The 16,597-nt window shown below is 54.3% G+C and carries 15 protein-coding genes; 6 read left to right on the forward strand and 9 right to left on the reverse strand.

Annotation, left to right across the window (positions count from 1 at the left end):
* Positions 1-12: 12 nt before the first annotated feature.
* Both ACVL1J_RS02355 and ACVL1J_RS02360 read left to right on the forward strand, forming a co-directional pair.
* Positions 13-702 (forward strand): DUF4197 domain-containing protein, encoded by a 690-nt coding sequence (locus ACVL1J_RS02355; protein WP_159569334.1) that lies wholly within the window; start codon positions 13-15, stop codon positions 700-702.
* A complete protein-coding gene (locus ACVL1J_RS02360; RefSeq protein WP_159569332.1) occupies positions 699-1,268 on the forward strand; it encodes a copper chaperone PCu(A)C in 570 nt (189 codons plus the stop codon). The genes ACVL1J_RS02355 and ACVL1J_RS02360 overlap by 4 nt, the downstream gene beginning before the upstream one ends.
* A 13-nt stretch (positions 1,269-1,281) precedes the next feature.
* Here the strand turns inward: ACVL1J_RS02360 and ACVL1J_RS02365 are convergent, their stop codons facing one another.
* The 7 genes from ACVL1J_RS02365 to ACVL1J_RS02395 all read right to left on the reverse strand — a co-directional run bounded on the left by ACVL1J_RS02365 (position 1,282) and on the right by ACVL1J_RS02395 (position 10,310).
* Positions 1,282-3,339: a TonB-dependent receptor gene (locus tag ACVL1J_RS02365; protein ID WP_341237030.1), complete on the reverse strand. Its 2,058-nt coding sequence runs from the start codon at positions 3,337-3,339 to the stop codon at positions 1,282-1,284.
* A gap of 83 nt (positions 3,340-3,422) precedes the next feature.
* The gene (locus ACVL1J_RS02370) at positions 3,423-3,776 is read right to left on the reverse strand and encodes a hypothetical protein (RefSeq protein ID WP_491665083.1); all 354 of its coding nucleotides are present in this window, start codon (positions 3,774-3,776) and stop codon (positions 3,423-3,425) included.
* A gap of 54 nt (positions 3,777-3,830) precedes the next feature.
* Positions 3,831-4,739, reverse strand: a complete 909-nt coding sequence (gene yihG, locus ACVL1J_RS02375; RefSeq protein WP_341237028.1) for a 1-acylglycerol-3-phosphate O-acyltransferase, YihG family — start codon at positions 4,737-4,739, stop codon at positions 3,831-3,833.
* A gap of 61 nt (positions 4,740-4,800) precedes the next feature.
* Positions 4,801-6,552: an alkaline phosphatase D family protein gene (locus tag ACVL1J_RS02380; RefSeq protein WP_341237027.1), complete on the reverse strand. Its 1,752-nt coding sequence runs from the start codon at positions 6,550-6,552 to the stop codon at positions 4,801-4,803.
* Positions 6,553-6,571: 19 nt separating this feature from the next.
* Entirely contained in the window at positions 6,572-7,975 is a 1,404-nt protein-coding gene (locus tag ACVL1J_RS02385) for an alkaline phosphatase PhoX (RefSeq protein ID WP_341237026.1), read from the reverse strand.
* A gap of 126 nt (positions 7,976-8,101) precedes the next feature.
* The gene (locus tag ACVL1J_RS02390) at positions 8,102-9,733 is read right to left on the reverse strand and encodes a methyl-accepting chemotaxis protein (protein ID WP_491665084.1); all 1,632 of its coding nucleotides are present in this window, start codon (positions 9,731-9,733) and stop codon (positions 8,102-8,104) included.
* Positions 9,734-9,758: 25 nt separating this feature from the next.
* Complete coding sequence (locus ACVL1J_RS02395) at positions 9,759-10,310, reverse strand: hypothetical protein (RefSeq protein ID WP_341237024.1); 552 nt, start codon at positions 10,308-10,310, stop codon at positions 9,759-9,761.
* Between the two features lie 280 nt (positions 10,311-10,590).
* Between ACVL1J_RS02395 and ACVL1J_RS02400 the strand changes: the two genes are divergently transcribed.
* The 3 genes from ACVL1J_RS02400 (at position 10,591) to ACVL1J_RS02410 (ending at position 14,530) form a co-directional block, all read left to right on the forward strand.
* A complete protein-coding gene (locus ACVL1J_RS02400; protein ID WP_341237023.1) occupies positions 10,591-11,172 on the forward strand; it encodes a cytochrome P460 family protein in 582 nt (193 codons plus the stop codon).
* Positions 11,173-11,335: 163 nt separating this feature from the next.
* Positions 11,336-12,241 (forward strand): MBL fold metallo-hydrolase, encoded by a 906-nt coding sequence (locus tag ACVL1J_RS02405; protein ID WP_341237022.1) that lies wholly within the window; start codon positions 11,336-11,338, stop codon positions 12,239-12,241.
* An 87-nt stretch (positions 12,242-12,328) separates the two neighbouring features.
* The gene (locus ACVL1J_RS02410) at positions 12,329-14,530 is read left to right on the forward strand and encodes a CHASE domain-containing protein (RefSeq protein WP_341237021.1); all 2,202 of its coding nucleotides are present in this window, start codon (positions 12,329-12,331) and stop codon (positions 14,528-14,530) included.
* On the opposite strand, the gene ACVL1J_RS02415 is transcribed toward ACVL1J_RS02410, so the two are convergent.
* Entirely contained in the window at positions 14,513-14,938 is a 426-nt protein-coding gene (locus ACVL1J_RS02415; protein WP_341237020.1) for a DUF6691 family protein, read from the reverse strand. The two genes, ACVL1J_RS02410 and ACVL1J_RS02415, sit on opposite strands and share 18 nt — an antisense overlap.
* 13 nt (positions 14,939-14,951) lie before the next feature.
* On the reverse strand, positions 14,952-15,383 hold the full coding sequence (locus tag ACVL1J_RS02420) for a YeeE/YedE family protein (RefSeq protein WP_159569309.1): 432 nt from the start codon (positions 15,381-15,383) through the stop codon (positions 14,952-14,954).
* Positions 15,384-15,436: 53 nt separating this feature from the next.
* Between ACVL1J_RS02420 and mnmC1 the strand changes: the two genes are divergently transcribed.
* The gene (gene mnmC1, locus ACVL1J_RS02425; RefSeq protein ID WP_341237019.1) at positions 15,437-16,588 is read left to right on the forward strand and encodes an FAD-dependent 5-carboxymethylaminomethyl-2-thiouridine(34) oxidoreductase MnmC1; all 1,152 of its coding nucleotides are present in this window, start codon (positions 15,437-15,439) and stop codon (positions 16,586-16,588) included.
* Positions 16,589-16,597 lie beyond the last annotated feature (9 nt).

Below are 16,597 nucleotides of genomic sequence, written 5' to 3' on the forward strand. Positions count from 1 at the left end.
TGGGAGGCCAAGATGATCCGATTAACCCGTTCTGTGCTGGTGGCATTCGCTCTTGTTTTTACAGGTGCTGCTGCGGCCGCTGATTTGAGCGGTATTACCAGCAAAGAAGCCGTGACGGCTTTGCGCACCACCTTGAGCAAAGGTGCAGATGCTGCCGTGGGCAGTTTGGGCAAAACCGATGGCTTTTTGGGCAACCCGGCTGTGCGAATCAAGTTGCCGGAGTACCTGGAGAACAGCAAGGGCCTGTTGAATATGATGGGCATGGGCTCGCAGCTTGATCAAATGGAAGTCAGCATGAACCGCGCTGCCGAGGCAGCGGTTCCGCAGGCCAAGGCGGTGCTGAAAAAAACAATTCAGAACATGACTGTGGAAGACGCCAAGCAGGTGCTGAGTGGTGGAGACACGGCCGTGACCGATTTTTTCCGAAGTAAAACCCAGGCAGACTTGTACACCCAGTTGTTGCCCATTGTGAAGGGCAAGACTGCGCAAGTGGGTTTGGCGCAGCAATACAACACGCTGGCCGAAAAAGGCAGCCGCTTTGGCTTGGTGGATGCAGAAGACGCGAATTTGGAAGGTTATGTCACCAACAAGGCGCTTGATGCGTTGTTCCTGATGGTGGCCGAAGAAGAAAAGGCGATACGGGCCAATCCTGTTGCGGCCGGAAGTGCGGTGCTTAAAAAAGTATTTGGGAGTTTGAAGTGAAACGAGTGATTCAATTGGCGGCATTTTCAGCCGTGGCAATGTTGGCGGCCTGTTCCGAGCACCATGATCACGGTGCAGAGTCTGGTCATTCTCATGACACCCCTGCTGTTGCCGAGCAAGCGGCTGCGAGCGCACCCGCACAGGTGCAGGATGGTATCGCGGTACAAAATGCCTGGGTACGCCCCACTGTGGGCGAGCAAGACGCCACGGGCGCTTATTTGACCATTACCAGCCAGGAGCCCATGACTTTGGTGGGCGTGGCCACGCCTGCGGCTGAAATTGCTGAAGTGCATGAAATGAAAATGGACGGCGACATCATGCGCATGCGCATGGCCGAACGTATCGAGATCAAGGCCGGTGAGCCTTTGGAGTTAAAACCAGGTGGCTACCATGTGATGTTGATGGCTTTGACTGCGCCTGTGGAAGCAGGTCAGGAAATTGAGTTGAGCCTGCAATTTGAAAAGGCCGATGGCAGCAAAATTGAAATGCCGGTGAAAGTTGTGGCTGGCCAGAATGCAGCGGGTGACCACCACAGCCATGGCGGCGGTGGTGATCACAAACACTAAATACCGAACCGCTTTAGAACGCCAGTTTCACCCCCACCAAGGCGGAGCGCCCAGCCAGCGGTGTGTAGCCGCGCACTGTGTTCAGTGTTGTGGCTGAAAATGCCAGTTCATCGGTCAGGTTTTGCAGGTTGGCGAACACCTCGCCACCTGTTTGCCCCCAAGTGAAGGACTTGCCGATTCGCAGGTTCAGCAATTCATAACCATCCACTTCGACATCACCTGCCCCTGGTTTGCTGTCGCTGACCCAAATCAGTTCTGGTGTAATCGTCCACCCCTGTTGCGAATATGCGGCACTGGCCACCACGCGTTGTGGACTGATGCGTGGCAGGTTGCCAGCACCATCGGTGCGTTTGCCGCGAATCAAGTCGTACTGAATGCTGGGTTGCAGTTTGCCTGCGCCCATGGCGTAAGCAGTTTGATAACCCAGCTCGATCCCCTGAAATTCAGCAGGTACCGCGGTGAAATCGAAAACCTGAACAGGTGGTTCGCCCGGTTCAATAAATTGGGAATTGGCGCCAGTGCGGCCAATCAGTGCAATGTAATTGCTGTATCGGCTGGCAAAGGCAGTGGCATTGAATTTTGATTCCCCTTGCGCCCAAGTGCTGCTTAACTCCAGGTGGCGGCCCCGTTCTTCCTGCAAATTCGGGTTGCCTTTTTCGTAGGCATCGGTAGCCACATGCACGCCATCGGCGTACAACTCAAAGCTGGAAGGTGCACGTTCAACCCGGGACACGGAACCGCCCAATGACCAGCCATTGCCGATCGGCGCTGTGTAGCCCAGAGACACCGAGCTGGGAGTGAACGAGCGGTTGATTGCGGGACCTGCGTCAACACCGGCACCCGCAACAGGACCATTCAGAGGCGACAAGCCGCTGCTGGCCGCATTCACGTCAACTTGATCGCCGCGCAGACCAAACTCGAACACCCCGCTGTTTTCTTGTCCGCGGCTGGCGCGGAAAATCGTGAACAAGCCCGTTTGATCGGTGCTGGTGCTGGGCACGAACGCCTCGTCGCCAATCGCTGAAAAATCGGTGCGCTCAAACTGTACCCCTGTGCTGGTGTTGATGTTGAAACCCGCAACGGAAAAGGCTTGCAGCGCCACTTCAACGCGACCGTCCACGCCGTCATTCACGAACAGGGTGGCGGGTGCGCCGTCTTCAAATTCCCGGTGCTGGTAATCGGTTTTGGCCAGGCGGTATTTCACTTGCTTGAAGGCCGCGTTGTTGAAGTTTTGCTCGCCTTCCAGGGCATAGCGTTCGCTTTCCATGCCAATGCGAACATCAAGCGATTTGGGCACGCCATATTCATTGTTGTAACGTTCGGCAGACACGCCAATGTAGCCATTGCCTGTTTGGAACGACGCGCCAATGGCTGCGCCATCCGATTTCGAGGACGAGTTTTGTACCCGGTTTCCGGTCACACCGTCGGGATCGGTGAAAGTGGGTGTTTCGAGATCTCGGGTGGTGCGCTTGAAACCATCCAGATGAATGCTGACGCCCTGCCCCAAACCGGCATCCAGCTTGAAGCCGCCTGCGGTTTGGTCGGCTGCACCGCCACCCAGCAAATTGACTTCGCCTTGAAAGCCTTGAACGGGTTTACGGGCAATGCGTTGATCCACCAAATTCACAACACCACCGACTGCGTTGCCGCCGTAGGCCAGTGCTGCGGGACCGCGAAGAATTTCAATCTGATGCAAGGCGAAGGGGTCGACCGGCAAGGCGTGGTCGAAGCTGAGGGCCGATACATCGACCGTGGCAGCCGAGTTGCGAAGAATTTTAATGCGGTCGGAATCCTGGCCGCGCACAATGGGGCGGCTGGAGTTGGGGCCAAATCCGGTAGCGGATACACCGGGTTGATAACGCAAGGCCTCGCCAATGGTGCTGGCGCCGCTGGCGTTGAGCTCATCGGCGGTGATGATGGAAAACGGTTTGTTGATGGAATCGGGTTCTTCGGCTGTGCCGGTCACCACCACGGATTCAAGTAGGGCCTCTTGCGCCAAGGCTTGTGTTTGCGCAATAAAAAGCAAGCTGGCCAACGCCACGGCGTGGCGCTGAAATTTGGATTTGTTCATGTCTATTTCCTGAAATACAGCACGTCACCGACCCCCTTGGTAGGTACCAAGCGGCGGTGAATTAATTGGGAATTGCGATTGCGTCAGGAAAAACGGGGTGGGTCGCGCACACGCACGCGTTGCGCAAACAGGGTGTTGCGTGGCGCTGGGACAGCACTGCTTTGGGTACCCAGTTGGGCCAGCAAGGGCAAGGCACAGCCAGTTGGCGGATTGGAAACCGCAGCTTGTGCCGTGGTGAGCCCGTCGAATAACAGGCAAGAATGCAGCAAATCGCTGGTGCCAGCATGTTCGTGTGCATGGGCATGGCCAAGTCGCGACTCGGTTTGAAGCGTGTCCCGGTGCTCAATGCTGTGGGCAAGCCCGGCCCATTGCGCGGCAAGTACGGCCAGCGCGAGCAGCATGTGTTTGAACCAGCGGAAATGCATTGGGGGAATCACTTGAATACGCTACAACTCGAATAGTTTAACAAACCTGTCAAGTGGGGCTACAGGTTAGTGCCCGGCTTTCTTTCTTATTTCAGCCAGGCGTTGGTCTTTCAGGGTCCAAATGTCGCCAATCCAGGTTTTGAAGCGACCTTTGAAGTTCAGGTCATTGCGAAAATCTCCGGCAATCATGTCCGTTGGAATGGGCAAGATTTCGATGTGTACTTGCATGTTGGGCTGTTTGCCGCACAGCCAGCTCCAGGTGATGTTGCCAGTGCTTGGACCATAAGCGATGGTCACATTGACCATACTTTCGAACTGTTCGCCCATGGCATTCAATGAAGCAGACAAGCCACCGTACTTTGGGCCCAGCAGGTGGGTGTAGGGTGATTTTGTTTTGGCTTTTTTAGCTGGGGTAAACCGCGTGCCTTCGAGAAAGTTGATTACCGTGACCGGGCTTTCTTTGTACACCTCACAGGCTTTGCGGGTGGTTTCCAGATCCTGACTGGCCAGTACCGGGTTTCGGGCAATGGCAGCGCGACTGTGGCGCTTCATGAAGGGGAAGTCCATGGCCCAGCACACCACGCCCACAATGGGCACCCAGATCAATTCTTTTTTCAGGAAGAAGCGGCCAAATGGCGCATGGCCATGTAGCACATCAAACAGCACCACAATGTCGGCCCAGGCGGTGTGATTGCTGACCACCAGGTAACTGCTGTGGGGTTTGAACTCGCCGTGTATCTCCACTTGCCCTTGTTGACCGTGCAGCAACTTGTACAGCAGTTTGTCTGAACCCACCCACCAGGTTGCGATTTGCACGCAGCAGTTGGAGGCCACACGCTGAATTTTGTACCCCGGCACCAGGCGCAACAGGATGAACGGGAACATCACGATGAACCAGAAGGTAATGCAAAGGGTCATCAGGGCAACAGTGAGTACGCCAATGAGTGGGGCTGGGAGGATTTTTGACAGGGGCACTTTGGGGATCCGGGCGCAGGTGTTGGTCTAAGAAACAGCCCGGATCTTACCTTAGAAACGTTTAAACACCCAACAGCCCAATGACTTCGTCCACTGGGAATACGCCCTGCTGAGTAATGCGGTTCGCGCCCGTAGCAACGTCGAATGTGGCGGACAGTTGTTCTGAACCGCCCCGCTCAAGAATCGTGTCGACTGCCCAATATTCGCAGGTGGTTTTGTCCGCCGCCACCCGCAAGACACTGTAGCCGCGCTCGGTTACATTCACATGTTTGATGTGCGGGCTGGTCAGGCGAATGGATTCAATAACCTGATTGGGTACGTCCAGACCTGGCGAAGTGACTGAGCTCACGACAAATTCGGTGGCCACGCTGCCCTGCCCGGTCAGTGGATTGTAACCACCCACAGCGTCAACGGGCTGGTTGGGGTTGTCGGTGATGTCGGCCACCCATGCACTGTGAACATCGCCCGTCAGTATCACCACATTGTCGATGGGTTCACCACCATCATCACCGCGCAGTGCGTTGATAATGCGCTGGCGCTCGGCGCTGTAGCCGTCCCAAGCGTCGCCATTCAGGCCCGAAGGCGCCAGCAATTCGCCAAGTTGCGCGGGTGCGGGATTGTTCAAACCAGGTTTGATGATCCACTGGTGAAACACCACCTGGTTGCCAATCAGTTTCCATTGGGCCTGCGAGCCGCGCATGCCGTTGATCAGGAAGTTGTATTGCTCCTCGCCGATCATCGTGCGGTCGGGCTGGCTGGCCACGCCGTCGGTGGGGTTCACCGGGGTGGCGGCTTCAATGTCGCGGTCAAACAAACGGGTGTCCAGCAAGAACAAATCGACCATGTCGCCAAACTGAACGCGGCGGAAAATCTTGGACTGGTTACCCGCTTCGGGAAGGCGAATGGGCATCCACTCGTCGTAGGCACGCTGAGCGAAGCCTTTGCGTTCCTCCCAAACCCCTTCAGCACCTTCTGTGTGATTTTCTGCGCCGTCGCGGTAGGAGTTGTTGGTGGATTCGTGATCGTCCCAAATTGTGATGAACGGGAATCGCTCATGAAGTTTTTGCAAATCTTCATCGCGCTTGTACTGGGCATGGCGGGTGCGGTAATCAGAAAGCGTCACAATTTCCGTGGCGGGTTCGTACTCCCGCACATTGCCGTACTGGCCGGTGCCGTATTCGTAAATGTAGTCGCCCAGGTGAATAATGGCGTCGATGTCGTCTCGCTCAGCGAGCTTGGCATAGGCATTGAAAAAACCATGGGCCAGGCTGGAGCAGCTGACCACACCAAAATTCAATGGCCGTTTGTTGCCGGCTGCCGGTGTGGTGCGCGTGCGGCCCACCGGGCTGGTTTTGCCATTGCTGCGGAATTGGTAGAAGTAAACCGTATCCTGTTCCAGGCCATCGCAAATCAGCTTCACGGTGAAATCTTTGGCGGCAGAGGTTTGAAAGTTTACGGATTTTACAAACAGGGTGAGCGCTTCATCCTTGAACACATCGACGCGGCCTGCCACGGTGCGGTTCGTGTTCTCGGGTGCATTGTCAGGCGTAACGCGAGTCCACAACACCACGCTGTCAAACGCGGGGTCACCACTGGCCACGCTGTGCAAAAACTGAACGTTTTGCGAAGGGGGCCCCTCGCTGGGTGTGGTGCGATTGTCGGTGAGGGCAGTGTTGTTGTCGCTGGTGCAAGCTGGAAGCAGACCAATACCAGTAACCCCTGCTGTGCCCAAACCAAGGCCTTTCAAAAATGAGCGACGTGTAATGCCCGGGCGCTTTTGTATGCGGCTTCGTTTGCGGCGTGGACCTGACATGGTTTCTTTTCCTTTTTGATTATCTGGATTGTGCGTTTGGCAAGTTATCGGGGATCATCAATTCATAGAGCATTCCCAAACCAAGGCCATAGCCACCCTGCAGGTTCGGACCACCCCTGTCGCTGGTGAAGTACATGCGCTTTCCATCCGGGCTGAATGCAATGCCTGCAATTTCGGATTGGTCTTGACCCACAATCTGGAGCAAAGGCACCAAGGTGCCGTCGGGGTACACCACCACAACCTGCATGTCGCCGCCGTCTTCGGCCACCAATATTTCCCCGAAGGGCGTCAGGGTGATGTTGTCCACGCCGGAGAGAATGTTGTTGGGAGCTTTCGCGGTTGTCAGGTCGTAAATCACTTCAATGGTCTGGTTGGTGGTGTTCAACATCCACAGGCGTTCATCGCCTTTGGTCGCGAAAAACACGCGATCATTTTGATACCAAACGCCTTCCCCACCATCGAACACGGCAGTCTCGGGCAAACGGTTTTCTGTTTGGGGCGCATTGGGGTTAACAGCGTTCACCCAGTTGTAACGCACTGGGCCATTCATGGCATTGTTCAGGTCGTCCTCTACTTTCAGTATTTGCAGCAAGCCTTGATTCATATTGGCGCGCTCCGCACCTTCGGGCCAGTCGCCGGCAGTAGGAACCCAGCGGTAAAAGCGGCCATCGGGCATGTCCTCTGTCATGTAGAACACGCGGCGTTCGCTGTCGATCGCCACTGCCTCGTGGCTGAACATGCCCAAAGCGGGTAAAGGGCGTGCGGCTTGAATGCCAAATGGATCGCATTCCCACACCAGACCGGTTGGAATTTCTTCGCAGCTCAGCCAGGTCTTCCAGGGTGTTATTACGCCAGCGCAGTTGAATGTGGTGTTGCCCAAAATGCGATAGCTGTCTTCAATGGTGCCGTCCGGGGCGAATACCAATGCACTCGCACCACCAAGACCTGGGCTGAAAGTCTCTAGCGTGTTACCAATCGGGGCCAGTTCGGGCACTGTAAAACCAAGGGTGCCGAAGCCGGGAATTTCACTGTTCGAGCAGTAGATCCAGCCCCCATCTTCGCGGGGCACCACGCCACCACCATCGTTGAAAATATGCCAGGGCGTTGCACCAGGCGCAGGCGGCATGTTGCTGATGGCGACTACACGAGTCGAGAAACCCGCTGCGGTACGCACCCCATTGGCGTCTGGCTCGCCCAGTGGGCCAATATTGCGAAAGCGAAACTGATTGTTGCTGAGTGCGGTTCCGCCAAATCGGTTTGTTTCTGATGCACCCACTCGTCCGGCGGCGCTGCTGCCAGTTGGGCTGTCTGAACCGCCACAGCCTGCCACCCAAGGCAGGGCGCTGGCACTGGCCCCATACAGGAAAGTTTTAAGCAGATTGCGTCGGCGAATGCCGGGAAGTACAGCAGGTGAGAACGACATGGTGGAATATCCAGATTGAACAACATCAATCTGTAATACCCGCCGAACTGAATTTTGGTTTCCGAGGTGTTACTCAGTGTGACCGGTCACGCATTTGTCACATGTGTGGTCACACTGAAATCTGCCTCAGGTTTTGAAGTAAGACACTGCGCGTTGAAGGTCATCCGACATGCTTTCGACTTGTCGGGATTGGCCCTCAAGCTGAATACTTGCGTTTTTCAATTGCTCTGACAATGCCGAGATATCACTGACCCGTTCTGAGATATCCATGCTTGCAGCCTCTTGCTCCTTGGTGGAGTTGGCCACGGCTTGCGCATATCCAACTGATTGCTCAAAGTGCTGAACGATTTCTTGCAGGCCGCCCATCAATTTGTCGGCGTACTGCATGTTCTCGCTCATGTGCTCGCCCACCTGTTCAACCGATTTGTTTGATCGTTCGGAGTAAGTACAAATTTCGCCAATCAGGGTGCGAATTTCGTCGGTGGCAGTGGCAGTATTTTGTGCCAATGTACGCACTTCATCGGCCACCACGGCAAAACCCCGGCCCTGTTCACCCGCGCGAGCGGCTTCAATGGCGGCGTTCAATGCCAGCAAATTGGTCTGTTGGGCGATACCCTGTATCACCGACACAATGCCGTTGATGCGATCCGACCGCTCTACCAGTCCTGCAATTTCCTGAGTGGTGGTTTGCATTTGACCCGCCATGTCATTCATCTTGCCTTGCAGTGACTGCATCAGGGCCATGCCGTTCTTCGCGGTATCGGCCGACAGTTTGGCCTGAACTTCGGTTTTGTGTGCGTAGTCAGATATGGACTTGGCGCTTGCGCTCATTTGCTCCACGCTCACGGCCGTGGCGTTTGAACTGTCCGCCTGTTTTTCTGCAGAACCCGACAGGCCCGACGCCACGTTGACGAGTTCGCTTGACGCAGTTTTAAAAGTGCCGCAAGCCTGAGATACTTGGTTGATGATCTCCCGCAAGCGCACTTGCAACTGTTGCATGCCATCCATGAGCGAGCCTTTCTCGCAATTGGGTACCGATTGGATCAGGTTGCCCTGTGCCATGGTGGCCACTACATTCAGTGCTTTGGCGGGTTCGCCACCAATTTGTTTGCGCAGCGACGATGCCACCAAACCCACGGTAATGCCGCACAACAAAACAATGGCCACGCAGACAATGCCAATTGTGACCAGTGCGCGTTGAAAGACAGCGTCGCCTTGGGCAACCGCTGCCGCCATGGTGCTTTTCACACTGGAGTTCAGCGCATTCATGGCGTTGTCAATTTGCTGCTCAAGGGGATCGCCTTCGCCAAGCAGCATCAGGGTTGCGGCCTGTACTTCACCCAACTCGGATTGTTCAATCACCTTTTGGTACACCGTGTGCAAGGCTGAGTTGTCCGTGTTGATGGTTTCGATCAGCCCGCGCGTTTCGCCTGCAGGTGCACTGGCCAGCATGCTTTGGCCCAGTAGACCGATTTCAGCATCCAGCGTCAGCATGCGGGATTTTGCCAGATCGAATCGCGCCTGTTCATCGGCAAGAATCACGTTTCTGGCCTCGCGGGCCAACAGGGCCGATTTGCTACCCAGGTTGGACACTTGTGTGAGCAAGGCGACCTGTTTCTCGGTGTTTTCCTGATTGAACCGGTTCAGCATGTGGATTTCATAAACAGCAAACACACTCAACGCCAGCAAGGCCGCAATGGGTATGGCCATGACAATACCCAGCCGAACATTCAGGCTGGTATTGATGATCTTGTTCATAAAGGTGGAAGACATAATTGATTGCTCATGGAAGGGCTTGAACATTCACGCCAATGGTTAACGTGCCAATGGCTTTGCCGCCATCCATCACAGGAACAGAAACTTGCGAGACCACAGTGCCAGAGCTTTCATCTTTCTTGGCGCGGGCAATGTAATCGTCGCCTTTGCCGTCGGCCCAGGCCTTCACAAACTTGGGCTCATCGCCTTGCCAGTAGTCCGAGGTCATGGCGCTAATGGCCACGTTGGCGCCTTGGTTGTCTGTCAAAATTGTTTCAGTGAAATATGGTTTGGCTTTTTCAGCAGCCAGCAGTGCTTTGGACACCGGGCTCTCCATCATGGCTTTGCCTTCGGGCAAACCGCCTGCTGCGGAAATCCATTTGCTGTCCATCGCCTTGATGGCGTCCAGCGTCAACCCTTTTCCGTTTTGGGCTTTTACAGCGGCAATGACCTCGGGCTTTGCTGCAATTGCTTTAATTTCGGGCAATACGTCGTTTGCAGTACCTGCAAACACCGCGCTGCCGGTCGTCAAGATCAGGGTGGCCAAGCTGGCCTTTGCGAAAGACTGGAATCGGTTCATTTGCTGTGCTCCATGCGATTGAGCTTGGGTCTCAATCAGTTGTTGGTTAAGTTTTTCCACCACAAGGGGGATGTAACTAGGTTAAGGATTTGATTCTCAATGCAATTCGTTGATAAGCAGCAGGAATAGGCTCTACTAAAATTCGTTGGTTCAAATGGGGGGGGGTGTAGGGTAAACCCTTGCATCTATCTACGGATTGACGCAACTGTTGCGTAGATCAAGCGTTGGCGCTATGTTTGAGCAGGTAACAACTGTTGCGCAAACAAAAAAAGGGGAAACAATGAAGAAATTAATGCTTGCTGCTTCTGCAGCTGTGGTTTTGGCGGGTTGTGCCGCTGGCGGCATGTTTGGCCCAGCCCCGAAAGACGGTGAACTGGCTCAGCCCACCGATTACAAATCCTGGCCTGTATTCCTTGCTGGAATCGAGAAGCCCACAGGCCACGTTCGCGACATTTACATTAACCCCACCGGCGCAGCGGCCAAGAAAGGCGAGACTTTTGCCAATGGCACAGTCAGCGTCATGGAAATTTACAAGGCCACCAAAACTGGCGACAAAATGACCAAGGCCGGCCTGGAAAAAGTGTTCGTGATGTACAAGGGCAACAACTGGGGCAGCACTGCACCAGAAGGCATGAAGACAGGTGACTGGGTATATGCGGCCTTCGAAGCGAACGGTCAGCCAGCCAAAGTGGACTACGCCACTTGCCGTGGTTGCCACCTGCCATTGGCTGACAAAGATTACATTTTCCACTACGACAAGTACTTTGACACACGCAAGAGCGCCCAGATTCTGGACGGCCATGCAGGCAAAGTAGCCATGTCCGTTGAAGAAGCCCATTTGGCTGCCTTGGTTACCAAGTAAGCTGTTTTCTTCAATACAATCAAAAAGCCACCCAACTCGGGTGGCTTTTTTTTCGGGGTATTCCATGCGCGTATTGCGTCCAGCTCTGTATGTTTTGTGTGCACTTGTCTTTCTGGGTGTAGGCGCTTTGGTTTTTCTGTTGCGATCCCACCCAGCAGTTCCAATGTCGGCTTCATTGGAATCTACGCCTGCGGCAAACATACGTGCTTTGTTTTTAGGGACCTCGTCCATGGCTTGGACCGACGGAAGAAGCACTTGGTTGGTGGATGGCTTTTTTTCACGTCAACCCTTGAGCGAGGTTATTTTTACCCGCCTGAAGGTCGATGAAACCCAGGTCAGCGCGGTGGCCTCGGAAATGTTCAAACGCCTGAATATGCCCAGTACCTTGACTGGTATTGTGGTGGCGCACTCGCATTACGACCATTCCATGGACGCCCCATGGCTGGCCAAGCAGTACGGCGCGCGTGTTGTGGGTTCAGAATCCACCTGGCAAATTGCAAAGGGTCAAGATTTGCCTGCCACACAAATGGACGTGATGCCCGGCAACGGACGTGTCAAGCTGGGTGAATTTGAAGTTCAGCTGATTGAATCAGCTCACGCACCCACAGGTTTCACAGGCGGGTTCAATGCAAAGCCGGTGTTTTTACCCGCCCATGCCTTGCAGTTCAAAGAAGGAATCAGCTATTCATTTGTCGTGTCGCATCCCGACCTTGGTCCCGCACCATTCGCGCTGATTCAGCCCAGCGCCGGTTTTGTCCCAGGGCAGAACAAGGGTGTGAACGTGAAGCATGTTTTTTTGGGGACAGGAGGTTTGGGCAAATCAAGCGACGCCTACATTTCGGATTACTGGCAAGAAATGGTTGTGAACACCGGGGCCAAACAGGTTTACCTCATTCACTGGGATGATTTCACGCAACCCTTGATCAATCATGGGCAATTGGCCAGCTTGAAACCGATGCCAAAATTGCTGGATGACTTCCCAAGATCCCTTGAATTGTTAAAGATGTTTGCAGAACGCGATGGCGTGACCCTTCATGTGTTGGATGCATGGAAATTGGTCAATTTTTGATCACTGCCGTCTAAGTTTGCGTGCATACTAAAACCGCATGCAGTGTGGCATGTGTCATCATCGCCAGTCGCTGAACTGTAAGCAAATATGTCAAATCAACGCGGTCTGCACACCGAAACCAACAAAAAGAACTTTGCGGATCTGTTTCACAACGAGGTCACGGCCTGGTTGGTGTTTGCGCTGTCAATTGTCATCACAGCGCTTGGCGGGTTGTTAGCTAGCCAGGCGATCGAGAAACGTGCCAACGATCGCTTTTCTTTCGAAGTTCGCGACGCCCAAGAGCGCATTCAGAACCGAATTAACCAGTATCAACAAATTTTGCGCGGCGGGGTCGCTTTTTTTGATGCTCACGCCAGTGTCAATCGAGCGCATTGGCACGCGTATGTTTCATCGCTCGATTTGCAAAATGAGCTACCGGGCGTGCAGGGATTCGCTTTTGCCGAACGGGTAAATCCTGACATGCTTGAGCAACATCAGCGTCAAATTCGTGCTGAGGGATATCCCGCCTATTCGGTTAGCCCTGCAGGCGATCGAGAAGTGTATTTTCCAATTACGTTGATTGAGCCATTTGAGGCGCGTAATCAGCGTGCATTTGGCTATGACATGTTTTCTGAACCTGTGCGCCGCGAGGCCATGCAGCGCGCCATGGATACCGGCCAACCCTCTGTGTCGGGGCTGGTGCAGTTAAAGCAGGGCGATGGGCGTAGCTCGTCCGCGGGTTTTCTGATCTATTTGCCTGTGTACAAGAAGGGTGCGGATTTGAGCTCGACCGATGCGCGTCGACAAGCGATTCGGGGGTTTGTGTATAGCCCCTTCTTTGCAGCTGACTTAATGCAAAACGTATTGGGCAACGAGAAAATACCCTTGGACTTTCGGCTGTACGACACCGAGAAGATGGGGCAAGAATCGCTGATTTACGAGTCGAAAACCGGATTTGCGCCTCGATCGGACTCCCAATTAGACCATACTCATTCAGCCACTGTACCGATAACGCTGTCAGGCAGAACCTGGACAGCGCGTTTTGAAAGTACCCCCGACTTTGATCGGGATGTCCACAATTCATTGCCCAAGCTGATTCTGTTCGCGGGTGGCATCATCGGCGTACTGCTGTTTTTCACCATTTATGCCTTGGTGCAACAACGCAGGCGCCAAAATGCAAGCAAGGCGAAAAGTCAGTTTCTCGCCAACATGAGCCACGAGATTCGAACCCCGCTCAATGCGATTCTTGGGTTCAATTCACTGCTTGCCGAGCAGGTGAAAGACCCGCAATCTACAGTGTATGTGAAACAGGTTCAGGAGGCCTCGGAACAATTGCTGGGCATGGTCGAAGATGTGCTCAGTTTCTCGCAGATTGAAGCGGGCTCCATCAGGATTGAGAACACTGAATTTGATTTGCATGAGAGAGTTCGCAAAACCCTGCGCCTGTTTACCGCAAAAGTTCAACACAAAGGTTTGAGTCTCGAGTTGGACATTGATGCGATGACGCCTGTGCTGGTGAAAGGCGACCCGGCTCGTTATGTTCAAGTGTTGTCCAACTTGTTGAATAATGCGATCAAGTTTTCTGACAACGGTACAGTTCGAGTGAAAGTGAAGGCCGACCGACTGGATACTCAAGAAGCTGTGATTCGCACTGAAGTGCACGATGAAGGAATCGGTTTTGATGTCAACGATTTCGAACGCCTTACTCGTCCATTTGAACAAGCGGACAACACGGCCACCCGCCGATTCGGTGGCAGTGGTTTGGGCTTGGCCATTTGTAAACGGTTAACCGAGTTAATGGGTGGTGAACTGTTTGTGGCCTCTGTTCCGCAGGCAGGCAGTGTGTTTGGGTTTACGCTTCGCGTTCAAGCGGTTCATGCCAATGCAGGTAGCGCTGCTGTTACATTGAATCAAGAAGCTTTCTCTCTCAAGGGCTATAAAATTCTGGTGGTTGAGGACAACAAACTGAATCAGCACGTGGTCAAAGCCTTGCTCTCGAAAATGCAGGCCGAGATGGTGCTGGTGGACAATGGACAAATGGCCATAGAGGCGGTTGTTGGTGACTCGTCAATTGATTTGGTGTTGATGGATATTCACATGCCCGTGATGAACGGGATTGATGCTGCAATTGCCATTCGACAATTGCCCGGCCCGGCGAGCCGATTACCGATTGTGGCTTTGACCGCCGGGGCACTTCAGGAAAATGAACAGGTCTGCATCGACGCGGGCATGAATGCCTTTTTGACCAAACCCGTGGACGTTTCAAAATTGCGCCAGGTGTTGGCCAGTCAATTACTGATCACGCACTGAAAACGCAAACATGCCCGCCAGCATGGCGGCGATAAAAATCAAACCATCGGTGGTCAGGCTGGCTGCAGCCACCACTGCAGGGCCAGGGCAAAAGCCACCTATGCCCCAACCTGCGCCAAACAGCACCGCCCCGATCAACAGTTTTTTGTCGATTTGCGTGTTGTTGGGTAAATTCATGGGCAAACCCATCAGGCTTTTCTTCAAGCGCTTGGCCAGTAAAAACCCGGGCAAACCCAAGGCAATTGCACCCCCCATCACAAACATCAGCGAGGGATCCCAAGGCCTGGCAAGATCCAGAAAACCAATGACCTTGGCGGGGTTGGCCATGCCTGAAATGATGAGGCCCCAACCGAAAACCAAACCGGCCAGGCCGCTGATCAATGCAAAACGTATGTGCGTGCTGTTCATCGCATCGATTCCCTTAAATGGCATGCATAACAACAGAAGCAACGACAAAGCCGGTGGCCATGAACAAGCCGGTGGCTGCCAGTGAACGTGGCGACAAACGTGACAGTCCACAAACCCCGTGCCCGCTTGTACAGCCTGACCCCAACCGCGTGCCATAACCCACTAACAAGCCTGCAAGAATCAAGGCCACAGTGCCCCGGGGGCTTTCAAATTCAAAGTCTCCCACCACGGTCTGGTATAGCCACGGCGCAGCCGCCATGCCCAACACAAAGGTAAGTCGCCACAGCGTTTCACCACGTTGTGGTGTCAACAGCCCCCCCACGATGCCACTGATACCGGCCACCCGACCTGTTAGCAAAATCAGCATGACCGCAGACAGGCCGATCAGCAGCCCGCCAAACAAGGCTGGATACGGTGTAAAGGCCTCCCAATTGACAGTAAACATCGCGTACCTGACTAAATATGATTGATCGCTCATATTATCATGTGCAAAAAATAATGACCAGCAGGGTCGTGGGTTACAATGCGGCGTCTGTCTTGTTGCAACACAACCCCATGTCTTCCTCGGAAACAGCTTCCCAAGCCTTGTTTGATGCGCCCCAACCGCCCTCCACGGTTGCAGTAATTGGTGCGGGCATTGCTGGCAGCAGCGTGGCGCTAGCGCTGTGTAAACAGGGCGTGCAGGTGCACCTATATGATTTGGCCAACGGCCCGGCGGCGGGGGCTTCTGGCAACTGGGTGGGGGCGTTTCATCCGCACATTACTCGTGGCGACTCACCTTTGTCGCAATTGACTCGTTTGGGGTTTGATCACACCTTGCAAGCGCTCAAGGATTTGACCGCGCAAGATTTGCTTGAAAAAGGCACAGATTGGGACACCCCTGGGCATTTACAAACCGTGCCACCTGAAGAGGCTGACCGTGCACGAGAAACGCTTCAGTTGTTGAATTTTCCACACACCCTGGTGCGTTGGGTGCAGCCCGATGAATTGTTACCCACTGCCTTGGGTGGTCTGTTTTTTCCGCAGGGCGGCTGGGTGAAACCCGCACGTTGGGTAGAGGCCAACTTGCAGGCGTGTGGCGAATTGCTTCACACGCATTACAACACTACGGTAACTGACATCAGGTCTTTGCAAGCGCAGCACTCAGCGGTGGTGGTGTGTGTGGCTGAAAATGCACTTGAACTGGCACCAATCCCTGGTGCCAGAGCGAACACCGTAAAAGGGCAAATCAGCAAACTGCGGTGCGCTGCAAAACCGGGCGTGGTGTTGTCGGGTGAAAGTTATGCCATTGCCCCCGCAGCCGACGATTGGTTGGTGCTAGGGGCCACCTATGAGCGGCCTGTGCTGCACATGAACCCCACAGCAGAGGCCGACGAGTTGAACATTGCCCGGTTCAAAGCTGCATTTCCTGAGTTGCCACTTGGCGACTTGCTCGATCACCGTTGCGCAGTGCGATCAGTTTGGCACGACCGCCTGCCCGCCATTGGCCCAGTACCGCACATGCCGGGCGTGTACATGAGCACAGGATTCGGATCGCGAGGTTTGTTGTGGGCGGCTTTGGGTGGGGCGATTGTGGCTGGTCACTGCATGGGTCAGCCGCTTGAGTCGAAACTGTTGGGAAAAATTACGCCCCGCGCTGCGAAGGCGTAATTCTAATCA

It is taken from the genome of Limnobacter sp. G6BE5S, assembly GCF_058448965.1.